12 protein-coding genes are annotated in these 10,809 nt (G+C 72.9%); all 12 read right to left on the reverse strand.

Annotated elements, in window-relative coordinates:
- Positions 1 to 319 (reverse strand): hypothetical protein (locus tag E1298_RS37450; RefSeq protein ID WP_131901933.1); only part of this gene is annotated, 319 nt, incomplete at its 3' end.
- Positions 316 to 876, reverse strand: coding sequence for a hypothetical protein (locus E1298_RS37455; RefSeq protein WP_131901935.1), 561 nt, complete (start codon positions 874 to 876; stop codon positions 316 to 318). The genes E1298_RS37450 and E1298_RS37455, both read right to left, overlap by 4 nt.
- Positions 855 to 2,420 carry a hypothetical protein gene (locus E1298_RS37460; protein ID WP_131901937.1) on the reverse strand — a complete coding sequence of 522 codons (1,566 nt, stop codon included), beginning with the start codon at positions 2,418 to 2,420 and terminating at the stop codon, positions 855 to 857. Before E1298_RS37460 ends, E1298_RS37455 begins: the two co-directional genes overlap by 22 nt.
- Positions 2,421 to 2,510: 90 nt before the next feature.
- On the reverse strand, positions 2,511 to 3,686 hold the full coding sequence (locus tag E1298_RS37465) for a C40 family peptidase (RefSeq protein ID WP_131901939.1): 1,176 nt from the start codon (positions 3,684 to 3,686) through the stop codon (positions 2,511 to 2,513).
- A gap of 82 nt (positions 3,687 to 3,768) precedes the next feature.
- Positions 3,769 to 4,419, reverse strand: coding sequence for a prepilin peptidase (locus E1298_RS37470; RefSeq protein WP_131901941.1), 651 nt, complete (start codon positions 4,417 to 4,419; stop codon positions 3,769 to 3,771).
- A 97-nt stretch (positions 4,420 to 4,516) separates the two neighbouring features.
- Positions 4,517 to 4,780 (reverse strand): hypothetical protein, encoded by a 264-nt coding sequence (locus E1298_RS37475; RefSeq protein ID WP_131901943.1) that lies wholly within the window; start codon positions 4,778 to 4,780, stop codon positions 4,517 to 4,519.
- Positions 4,781 to 5,078: 298 nt separating this feature from the next.
- Entirely contained in the window at positions 5,079 to 5,816 is a 738-nt protein-coding gene (locus E1298_RS37480; protein WP_131901945.1) for a response regulator, read from the reverse strand.
- Positions 5,817 to 7,136, reverse strand: a complete 1,320-nt coding sequence (locus E1298_RS37485) for a sensor histidine kinase (protein ID WP_207945077.1) — start codon at positions 7,134 to 7,136, stop codon at positions 5,817 to 5,819.
- Complete coding sequence (locus E1298_RS37490) at positions 7,117 to 8,007, reverse strand: type II secretion system F family protein (protein ID WP_131901949.1); 891 nt, start codon at positions 8,005 to 8,007, stop codon at positions 7,117 to 7,119. The genes E1298_RS37485 and E1298_RS37490 overlap by 20 nt, the downstream gene beginning before the upstream one ends.
- Positions 8,008 to 8,016: 9 nt before the next feature.
- Complete coding sequence (locus E1298_RS37495; protein ID WP_131901951.1) at positions 8,017 to 8,940, reverse strand: type II secretion system F family protein; 924 nt, start codon at positions 8,938 to 8,940, stop codon at positions 8,017 to 8,019.
- A gap of 1 nt (position 8,941) precedes the next feature.
- Complete coding sequence (locus E1298_RS37500; RefSeq protein ID WP_131901953.1) at positions 8,942 to 10,408, reverse strand: TadA family conjugal transfer-associated ATPase; 1,467 nt, start codon at positions 10,406 to 10,408, stop codon at positions 8,942 to 8,944.
- 23 nt (positions 10,409 to 10,431) lie between these two features.
- Positions 10,432 to 10,809, reverse strand: a 378-nt coding sequence (locus E1298_RS37505; RefSeq protein ID WP_131901955.1) for a TadE/TadG family type IV pilus assembly protein, incomplete at its 5' end; no start/stop codon positions are given.

Consider the following 10,809-nt stretch of genomic DNA (forward strand, 5'->3'; position numbering starts at 1 on the left):
GGACGGTGTCGGCGGGGCGTCTGCGGGGGCGGCCCGACTCGGTGATGACGTGTTCGCGGCCGTCCAGGGCGGTGAAGCGGACGGTGAGGGTGTACTCCCAGCCGGGGGGGTCGATGCCCTCCTCCTCGCAGGACACGACGGTGCCCGGGGCCTTCTCCAGGGCGCGGCGGCGGAAGGCCGTGTCGCGGACGAGGGTGAGCGGGGCCAGGAGCAGGAGGCCGGGCCCGATGACGGCCATCGCGGCCTTGGCGGGGATCTGGTCCAGGATCGCGAGCAGGGCGAGGAAGCCGGCGAGCGGGATCAGGATGCGGTAGATCATCGCCCTCCCGTCAGCCGGAACGAGGCGAGGATGGCGGGGGCCTGGGCGGCGGCGGTACCGCGCTCGGGGGAACGGATCATGAATTCCAGGAGCGTGCGCCGCTTGGTCAGGGCGTAGAGGCCGAGCAGGCGCATGGGGGTGCGGGTGCCGTCCTGCGTAGTGATCTCGTAGCGGGCCTCGATCCTGCGGGCGTCGGCGGCGCCGTCGAGCTTGGTCTCGCGGACGGCGGTGACGCGGTAGCCGTTCAGCTGGGCGAGGCCGCGGAACTGGGAGAGCTGGTCGGCGAGTCCGCCCGCGTGGCGGTCGCGGCGTCCGACGTGGACCTGGCCGTCGTAGACGCCGGACGGCAGTTCGGGTCCGTCCACTTTCAGGACGGGCGCGCCGCCCTCCTCGGTGGTGGTCCTCGGCGTCCAGGTGGACGGGTAGGCGAAGGTGTAGGCGTCCGTGCGGTACTCGCGGGAGCCCGGCGGGGCGGGGGGCTTCTTCTCGCCGGAGGAGCAGCCCGCGACCAGGAGCGCGGCGAGCGCGCAGGCGGTCAGCCGAGACATCGATTCCATTTCACCCACCCCTGTCCGGGTTTGTAGTACTCGGCGGCGGTCAGGGCGTTCTTCTCGTGCTCGCGGGCGCTCTCGAAGAAGCCGCCGAACTTGCGCTTCCCGCCGCTCTGGCCCTTGCCGTCGAGCTTGCCGGTGTCGCCGGTGACGTCATAGGTGAGGCGCGACATCCGTCCGCCCCCGCCGTCGAAGTAGCGGTCGAGGGCGGCGTCGTCGGCGGTCCGGCCGTAGGCGTCGATGGCCTGAAGGTCCTGCGGGTCGCTGTAGTCGAGCGTCTTGTCGGTGACCGTCCGCTGGGAGCTGAGTATCCACTGCTTGCCCGCGGTCACCTCCCCTTTGCCGCCGTTCGCCTCGCCCGCGCCCTTCGCGTCGACCCGGAGGTAGATGACGTTCTGGCTGTTCTTGGTCTTGGTCATCCGGATGGGGTTGCCGTCCTTGTCCTCGGTGTAGGCCCAGGTGGTGGCGCCCCGGTGCTTGAAGTTGAGGCCGAAGCTCGGGTTGATCCGGATCTGCGCCTTGATCTTCTCCCGCTCGCCCGGGGTCAGGACGATGTCGCGGCCGGAGATCCGCCTGTCGATCTCGCCCATGGCGAGGTCCAGCGCGTCCGCGGCGCCGGCGGAGGCGCGTTCCCTGGCGCCTTTCGGCAGCACCTTCCACACGTCGCTGAGGTCGACGAGGAGGCCGGCCTCCCCCTCGCCTTTGCGGGAGTAGTAGCTGGTCTTCTCGCCCGACTTGAGGTCGGTGCGGGTGCCGTCGATCAGCCAGCCCCGGCCTTTGAACGGGACCTTCGCCTTCCCGAGGTCGACCTCCCCCTTGAAGCCGCCGGTCGGGCCGCCCTCGTGGTATTCGGCCGACGGGCGCTGGTCGGGTTCGCTCGCGCCGATCCATTCCTCGTATTTCTTGCCGACCTTCGGGACCTTGCCGGCGAGCCAGCTCAGGCCGCCGGTGATGGGATTGGTCCGGACGACGAACTTCGCGGTGTTCCCGATCCGGTGCTTCACCAGGTCGCGGTAGAAGTCGCGGGCCTTCTTCTCGTCGGTGAAGGAGTACACCTTCCCGTTGGTGAACTGCCCGCCGCCCCAGACGCCGAATTTGACGATCCCCATGGTGACGTCGGGTGTCGCGATGGCGCCCTCGCCCCAGGTGAAGTCGGCGATCTCCCAGGTGGTCTTGCCGTCCGCGCCGACCTTCTGGACGAGTTGCAGCGTGTTCCGGCTGTTGGTCCGCGCGTCGAGCACACGGGTCGGGATCGTCACCGTCTCTTCGAGGTACTTGGACTCCATCCCCTTCGTGCAGGCGGTGCGCGGCTCGTCCGGGTCCTGGGGAAGGGCGCCGCCCGGGCCGGCGCCGTCGCAGCCGTCCACCATGTGGATCTTCTGCAGGGCGCGGCAGACGGCGCCGCCCGTGCGGCCGGGCATGCCGAGGACGAACAGGGACGCGCAGACGGCCGCGATCAGCGACAGGATCCCCACGTACTCGGGAATGGAGGCGCCGCGGTCGCGCGGCCTCCGGCGGGCCGGGCGCCGTCCTTCCGGAATCAGGGGCACGAGTTGAAGATTCGCACGCGCATTTCATTTGCGAATGAGCCCGGGGGCCCAATTCAAGACCCAATTCAGAGGTCGGGTTAAAGGGGTCCCTCAGCCCGCGTAGGGGCGCCGGAATCCCATGAGGCTCGATCTGGTGTAACTGGCCGGCGTCACCGTCGCGCCCGTGCGCGGGGCCTCGATCATCTGGTGCGTGGACGGGTCCACGACGATGCCGACATGTTCGGGGCCGCGCGGTCCGGGCCTGAAGAAGACCAGGTCCCCGGGCTTCTCCTGGCCCGCCGGAATGGGCTGCCCGAAGCGCCATTGGTCGTAGGTGACGCGGGGAATGGAGATGCCGCCGGCGCGGTAGGCCATCTGCACGAGCGAGGAGCAGTCGCAGTTGCCCATCGTGGCCGTGGCGCGGCTGGGCGAGGTGCACGTCCCGCCCCACTGGTACCAGGTGCCGATCTGCGCCTTGGCGAACGCGATGGCGCGCCGCACCGTCTCCGGGGTGCCCGCCGGCAGGGGGCCCGGGTCCGGCAGGGGGCCGCCGGGACCGGGTTGCCCGAACGGGAACCCGTTGTAGGGGACCGCGCTCTCCTTGTCGACGAGGCGGAGGGTGAACTTCTTCTTCAGCGCCGCGGCGTTGCCGTTCGGCCACGCGGTGACGCCGTCGCAGACCAGCCGGGCCGGTGGCGCGGGCTGCTGTTCCGGCAGGGACCCGCCCGGCGGCAGCGGCGCGGACTCGTAGGCGCAGCCCGGCACGGTGAGCCGGGCGACGGCGGTCGCGTTGCCGGTGCGTCCGATGCCCTTCTCGCCCGTCCGGTCGGTGCACAGGCCGCGGCCGTGGCGCAGGTCGTCCCGCTCCTGCTCGGTGAGCTCGTTGTCCTTCTTGAGCTGGCAGTCGGACGTGGTGACCCGCACCTTCGCGTACGTCCCGTCCAGCCCGGACAGGTGGACCTTGCCGGCGACCCGCGCCTCGTTGCGCCTCGCGTAGTCCTCGGCGCCGCCCTGGGGCGCCTCGTCGGCGACCAGCCATGCGCCCGAGCCGGTGGGCGGGGTGCCGGCCAGCGCCATCTCCACCAGCTTCAGCCGCAGTGGCTGCAACGCCCCGAGCGCGGCGGCGTCGGCGGCGCTCTGCGCGCGGGTCCGCATGTCTCCGGCCTGAGCGACCCGGCTGAACACCAGGACGCCGGCGAGCAGGACCAGCGCCATCCCGAGGATGAGGACGGTGGACGCGAGGCCGTCGTCACCCCGTCCCGGACGGGCCCTCAGCCGCTGCAACATGGACGCCCCATCCGATGCGAAAGCCGTTCCACCCGGAAACTAGAGGGACGGCGGTAGGGGCGCCCAGGGCCCTGGGACCCAATCACCGCACGAACCAACCGCCGACGAGCACCCCGGTCAGGGCACCGGCCAGCATGAAGGGCCCGTACGGCAGCTCGTCCTTGCGACCGGCCCGGCCCAGCAGCATCCAGGTCACGCTGTAGACGCCGCCGTAGAGGAAGCCCGCCACGACGCCCGTCACCCATGCCGCCTCGCCCAGCCACCCGAGGTACAGGCCGAGAACCCCGGCCAGCTTCACGTCGCCGCCGCCCATAGCGTGCGGCAGAAGGAAGTGCTGGACGAAGTAGAAGAGCCACAGCACCGCCATGCCGACCAGCGCGTGCACCAGCCGCGCCGGGCCGTTCGCGGTGAACGGCGCCGCGATGGCGAGGAGCGCGATGCCGACCGGGTACGAGGGCAGCGTGAGCCGGTCGGGAAGCCGCTTCACGGCCGCGTCGATCACCGCCAGCAGGACGCCTACCGTCCCGAGGTAGGCGAACGCGACGAGCTGTGCGCCCGGTCCTAGACGCAGGGCCAGCGCCGCGAGGACCGCACCGGTCAGACCGGCCGCCGCCGCCCGGCCCCGTGGTGTGAGCGGACGGTGGTACGCGGCGGCCAGCGGAGCCGCCAGCCATCCGGCGCCCGTCCCGACGCCTCCCACGGCCAGCGCCGTCACGAAGTTCTGCGCGCTCACGGACGGCCCGTCCCGGGGACGGGTGTCCGGCCGCGGCGGGGAGCGGGACGGCCTCGGCGGCCCTCCCGCTCCGTGTCCGCGTCGGCCACGGCCGGTCCTACTTGGGGTCCTTGTCGAAGATGTCCTTGAGGGCGCCGTCGACGTTGTCCTTGACCTTGTCGACGATCTTGAGGCCGTAGAGCGCGGAGATGATGGCCGCGACGAGGATCAGCATCCCCGCCCATTCGAAGAGGTCGGCGCCGCGGTCGTCGGCCTTCCGCGACCGCTCGATCCGGTCCCGGACGAACAGCGCGGACCTTTCGACGCCGATCTGCATGGACAAATGCGTCCGCACAACGAGCGGGAAAAGCACGTTCATCATGGTCCTCCTGGCCTGCTCTGCCGGATGGAAGGCGTGTCGCCCGGGAAATGCGGAGACTATGGGCTCGTCACGGTTCTTCTGGATCGGCGTCGTCCGCTCGGCTGAATAACGGCCGCCGTCGTTGTACGACCATAAAAATATGGATCAGAATGTGCCCTTCCCAGGGTCCACCGCCCCAATTCCCGGCCCTGATCCATGGGGTCGCCGGGCCCACCCGCGGGGCCCAGGGCGCCCGGCGCGGACGCGCCTCGGCCGGCGGTCCCTGCCCCGAGGCGCGGGACCGGGACCGTCCGAGCGTTCAGTGGGGTTCTTCGGCCGTGCCGATCCAGCGCGCGATCGCGGCGGCGCGGGAGGTGGCGCCGAGCTTGGCGTAGATGCGGTTGACGTGGTTCTTGACGGTCTTCTCCGCCAGGAACAGCCGCTGGGCGATCTCCCGATTGGACGCGCCCTGGACGATCAGCCGCATCACCTCGGCCTCGCGGGCGGACAGCCCGAACCGGTCGCGGCGCGCGGACCCCGGTGGCGGGAACGGCACGGGCGGGGCGCCGTCCGGTTCCTCCTCCAGGCTCGGGACGGCGGACGTCTCGCCCCGGACGGCGCCGACGAGCGCCGACACCGCCGCGGGCGAGAGCGGGTGAGCGCCGCGCACGGTGTTGTACACCGCGGCGATCAGCTCGTCGGCGGTGAACGCGCCGTGGACGAGGTAGCCGGTGGCCCCCTTGCTCAGCGCGGCCCGGATCACGTCCGGGTCGTCGGTGTAGGTCAGCATCAGCACGCGGGTGGTGGTGCTGATGAGCTCGGCGGCGGCAACGCCGTCCATGAGCGGCATCCGGACGTCCAGCAGCACGACGTCGGGGCGCAGGCGCTCGGCGAGCTCCACCGCGTGGTGCCCGTCGCCCGCCTCCGCGACGACCTCGATCCCGTGCGCCTCCAGCAGCGAGACGAGCCCGGAGCGGACCACGACGTTGTCGTCGACGACCAGTACCCGCGGCGCCGGGCCGGGCGTGCTGTTCGGCGTGCTGTTCGGGACGTTCACTCAGCTCACCTCCGCCAGTCGGCCGGTCTGGTCCGCCGCGACCCGGACCACCAGGGTGGTGCCCGCCCCGGGTTCGGAGCTGACCAGGACGGTGCCGCCCGCGCGTTCGGCCCGCTCGTGCAGCCCGACGAGCCCGTAGTGGCCGTCGCGCGCGAAGGACTCCAGCGGCCCGGTGCGGAACCCGCGGCCGTCGTCGCGGACCGTCAGGACGACCTCCCCCGCTGCACGGACGAGCCGGACGGTCGCCTTCCCGGCCCGCGCGTGCCGTTCGACGTTGGCGAGCGCCTCGCCGAGGATCGCGAGGACCTCGTGGCGCTGCCACAGGGGGAGGTCGGCGTCGTCCGCGATCTCGGTGTGCAGCGCCACCCCCGTCCGCGCGGCCCAGCCCCCGGCGGCGGCGTGCACCGCGTCCGGGAGCCCCGTGGTGACCGTGGTGTCGCGCAGGCCGGTGAGCAGGCCGCGCGCCTCGCGGGACGCCGTCTCGGTCGCGGCGGCCAGCCGGGCCGCCTCCCGCTCGGCGCGCTCGGGCGCGTTCCTGATCCACGCGGGCAGGGCCGCCGCGGCGAGCGCCACGCCCCGCAGCGTGGTGGACAGCGAGTCGTGCATCTCCCTGGCGAGCCGGGCCCGCTCCTCGGCGGCCGCCGCCGCGACCTCGGCGGAGAGCCGCGCGTCCTCGACGGCCGCGTGGTCCTCGAACATCCGCCGCAGCGCGACCCCGGCGAAGCCGGCGAGCGGGTAGTAGGCGGGCTGGCCGGCCAGTTCCTGGAAGGTCCCGGCGTCCCCGCGCGAGGCCGCGTACCCGAACGTGACGAAGTAGCCGGCGATCTGGACGACGGACACGATCAGCATGCCCTGCCAGCGGTACAGCAGCCCGGCCGCCGCCGCGGTCGCCACCGTGGACAGGAAGAACGGCCCGGACGGCCCGCACACGCCCAGCACCGCGAAGCAGACGCACAGGTCGAGCGCGACGAGCAGCGGATGGTCGAGCAGGCGCGGGACGATCCGGTCCACGTGCCGGGCCACCAGCCACGACAGCAGGGCCACGCACAGCACCATGATGAACGTCGCCCAAGTGAGGCCGCGGACCGCCAGGACGAGCAGCGTGACGCCCGCCATCAGCATCCGCGCGTGCATGAGCAGCCGGAACGCGGCGTTGATGCGCGACCGCACCCGCGCCCCGCCGCCGCAGCGGGCAGGCCCGGCGGGACCAGCGGGACCGGCGGGACCGGCGGGACCGGCGGGACCGGCGCGCGGGGCACGGTGGACGTGGCGGGCGTCGCGCGAGAGCCCGATGTCCGGGTCAGCCGCCGAAGAGGGCACCGAGATCAGCTCCCGAGCTGAAGAAGAGAGCGCCGATCACCACGATGATCAGCGCGGGCAGGGTGAGCGCGGTGGTGACGGCGGTGACCTGCGGAGCGGTGCGCTGCGCCTTGCGCCTCGCCCACTGCGCCGACTCCCGCCGCATGTCGGTGGCGATGTCGATGAGGGCGGTCGCGAGCGGGGCGCCGAGCTCCTCGGCTTGCAGGACGGCGGTGACGAACTGGCTCACCATCTCCGAGCGGTTCCGGCGGCGCAGGTCCTCGAACGCCTCCCGGCGGGGCGTGCCCAGCTCCATCTGGCGCAGCGCGACGGTGAACTCGTCCGCGAGCGGGCCCGGCATGCTCTCGACCACCCGCGCCAGCGAGTGCCGGAAACCCATGCCCGCCGACACGGTCACGGCGAGGACGTCCAGGAAGTCGGGCATGCTGCGCTGCATCTCGTCCCGGCGGCTCCGGGCGCGGCCGAGGAGGAGGAACTCGTTCTGGAACGCGCCCGCGAGGGAGATCACGCCCATGAGCATCTGCCCGCCGGCGAGCAGGAGGACGCTCAGCGAGCCGAACAGGACGCAGTAGCCGGCCGTCGTGCGCGCGTATGACTCGACCGTCATCCCGCCTGGACGGCCCGCCGCGTCGATGCGCTCGCGGATCTTGCGGTGCCAGGGCGCCAGCGCGTTCATCGCGATCCCGGTGAACGGCCGTCCGGCGCCCTCGGCGATCCGGTTGAGGCCGAGGAGCGCGCCGCGGCGGCGCGGCCGCTCCACCGGCGCGTCCAGCGCGGACGCCGCGACCCGTTCGCCGGACGTGGCGAGGACGAGCCCCCATGCCGCGAGCAGCACGCTGGCCGCCGCGCCCGCCGCCATCGCGATCAGCATCTGGTCACCTCACACGTCGATCCGAGTGATCCGGCGGATGATCACGAGGCTGGCCACGAAGAGCGCCGCCCCGACCGCCAGCATGATCTGGCCCGCCGGGTGCGCGCTCATCTCGCGCAGCGCGCCGGGCTGGATCTGGTTGATCATGGCGATGCCGCCGGCGCCCAGGATGCCGACCGCCCAGTTCGACACCACCGCCTGGCCGAGGATCGTCTTCACCTCGCGGCGGATCTCCTTGCGGTCCTCCAGCGTCCCGGCGATGCTGCGCAGCGCGGTGACGAGCGAGCCGCCGGAGCGCGACGACACCAGCAGCGTGCTGACCAGCACCCCGAGCTCGCGGGACGGGAGCCGTCCGGCGAGGTCGCCGAGCGCGGCCTCCAGCGACTGGCCGAGCCGCAACCCGTCGGCGGTGCGGCGGAGCTCGGAGCGGGCGGGGTCGTCGATCTCGTCCGCGGCGAGCCCGACGGCGGTGCGCAGCGACAGCCCGGCCTGCGCGGCGTTCGAGAGCACCCGCGCCAGCTCGGGGAGCTGGGCGATGAACTCCTCCTTGCGCCGCTCCTCCCGCCGCCGCAGGTAGCCGAGGAAGACGAACGCGACCGCGACGGCGGCGGCGACGCCGAACACCGGCCCGAGCAGCTCGCCGATCAGCAGGATGGCCGCGAGCCCGCCAGCGGCCATGCACAGCAGGAACGTGGACACCCGCATCGCCAGCCCGGCGGCGGAGATGCGGCGGGCCAGCATCCGGCCGGGCTCGGTGCCCCGGATCCGCCGGTCGAGGGCGGCGATGGGCCCGTCCGGCGGCGGGTCGCCGTCCACCCGCGACCGGATGGCGATCCCGCGGCGCCGCTCCCAGCCCGCGGACAGTTCCCCGACGCCCCAGACGGCGCACGCCCCGGTCGCGAGCATGAGCAGCGCGATGTACGGCGGCGTCATCTCAGGTCACCTCCCGTGTGCCATCGCCGGAGCCGCCGCCGGACCAGTCGGCCTCGGCGGGCCAGGCGGCCTCGGCGGACCAGGCCACCTCGGCGATCTCGCCGGCCTCGGCGGGCCAGGCGGCCTTGAGGGCACCGTTCCCGGCGGCGGCATTCTCGGCCGCGCCGGCCTGGGCGACGCCGAAGGCGGGCGGGATGCCCTCCCCCGCGTGGAAGAGCCGCGTGGCCAGCGCGGGCGGCAGCGGACGGTGTTGGAACGCGCCGTGCACGGTCCGGTCGGGCCCGATCGGCAGCGCCGCGAAGTTCATGATCGTCTTGAGTGTGAGGCGGTCGCGGCGGCGCGCGGCCACGACCGCGACCTCGGTGATCCGCCGCACCCCGTCCGGGCCGCGGCCGAGATGGACGATCGCGTCCACGGCGCTCGCGATCTGGTCGCGGATCGTGTCGAACGGCAGCTTGACGTCGCTCATGCTGGCGAGCGTCTGGAGTCGGTACACCGCGTCGTCGGTGGAGTTGGCGTGGACGGTCACCATCGAACCCTCGTGACCGGTGTTCATCGCCTGGAGCATGTCGAGGGTCTCGCCGCCGCGGACCTCGCCGACGACGATGCGGTCCGGGCGCATGCGCAGCGCGTTGCGGACGAGGTCGCGGATCGTGATCCGGCCGTTCCCCTCGACGTTCGGCGGCCGCGACTCCAGCGGGATCACGTGCTCCTGGCGCAGCCTCAGCTCGGCCGAGTCCTCGATCGTGACGATCCGCTCGTGCTCGGGGATGAACGCCGACAGCGCGTTCAGCATCGTCGTCTTGCCCGTGCCCGTCCCGCCCGAGATGACCAGGTTGAGCCGCGCGCGGACGAACGACGCCAGCAGCAGCCCCGTCGGCGCGTCCAGGCCGGCCCGCGCGGCCAGCTCCTCGATCGTGTACGAGCGGGGGAAGCGCCGGATCGTCAGCACCGGGCCCGCCAGCGACAGCGGCGGGATGATCACGTTGACGCGCTCGCCGCTCGGCAGCCGCGCGTCCACCATCGGGCTCGACTCGTCCACCCGCCGGTTCACCTGCGCGACGATCCGGTCGATCGTCTGGTAGAGCTGGTCCTCGCTGGCGAACGTGGTGTCGATCCGCTCGACCCGCCCGTCCCGCTCCACGAACACGTGATCGGGGCCGTTCACCATGATCTCGGTGACGGTCTCGTCGGCGAGCAGCGGTTCCAGGACGCCGAGCCCGAGCGCCTCGTCCACCACGCGGCGGATCAGCGCGGTCCGCTCGGCGGGCGACAGCACCGGCCCCTCGCGGCCGACGATGTGGCCCGTCACCTTCTCCAGCCGGGCGCGCCGCTGCGCGAGGCCGAGCTGTGCCAGCTCGTCGAGGTTCACCTCCTCCAGCAGCCGCCGGCGCCAGTGCGACACCCCGGTCCGGCTCGCCGCCGCGCCCGCGAGCCGCTCGTCTTCAAGGCGATCCTTCAGTCCCATCGCTCATCCATTCGGCCCATCGCTCATCCATTCGGCATGGTCACGGTGCGGGTCACGGTGAAGTCCAGCGGAACGCCCGGCCACAGCACCGGCACCTTCGCCCGGACCGTGCAGGACACCCCGTCCTGTCCCGTCCCGGCGCCCTCCACCGACCGGTCGTTCAGCCATCCGGGCATCGCCGCGCCGGCCTTCGCGGCGCACTGGGCCGGGTCGTGCGCCTTGGCCGCCTCCCTGGCCCCGGTGCGCGCCGCGTTCTCCACGCGCTCGACGGCCGTGAACGCCATGAACACCTCGAAGCAGATCAAGACGACCGCCAGCGCGACCGGGAGGAGCCCGGCGAACTCGACGGCCGCGGAGCCGCGGTCACGCGGGCGGCCACCCGCGGGCGGCGGGTCGCGGGG

This window comes from Actinomadura rubrisoli (assembly GCF_004349215.1).
GTDB lineage: Bacteria > Actinomycetota > Actinomycetes > Streptosporangiales > Streptosporangiaceae > Spirillospora > Spirillospora rubrisoli.

Excerpts from the sequence above, each read along its gene's own strand:
- E1298_RS37500 (WP_131901953.1), bottom strand. The coding sequence starts at position 10,408 with ATGGGACTGAAGGATCGCCTTGAAGACGAGCGGCTCGCGGGCGCGGCG.
- E1298_RS37455 (WP_131901935.1), bottom strand. The coding sequence starts at position 876 with ATGGAATCGATGTCTCGGCTGACCGCCTGCGCGCTCGCCGCGCTCCTG.
- E1298_RS37490 (WP_131901949.1), bottom strand. The coding sequence starts at position 8,007 with ATGCTGATCGCGATGGCGGCGGGCGCGGCGGCCAGCGTGCTGCTCGCG.
- E1298_RS37495 (WP_131901951.1), bottom strand. The coding sequence starts at position 8,940 with ATGACGCCGCCGTACATCGCGCTGCTCATGCTCGCGACCGGGGCGTGC.
- E1298_RS37475 (WP_131901943.1), bottom strand. The coding sequence starts at position 4,780 with ATGATGAACGTGCTTTTCCCGCTCGTTGTGCGGACGCATTTGTCCATG.
- E1298_RS37465 (WP_131901939.1), bottom strand. The coding sequence starts at position 3,686 with ATGTTGCAGCGGCTGAGGGCCCGTCCGGGACGGGGTGACGACGGCCTC.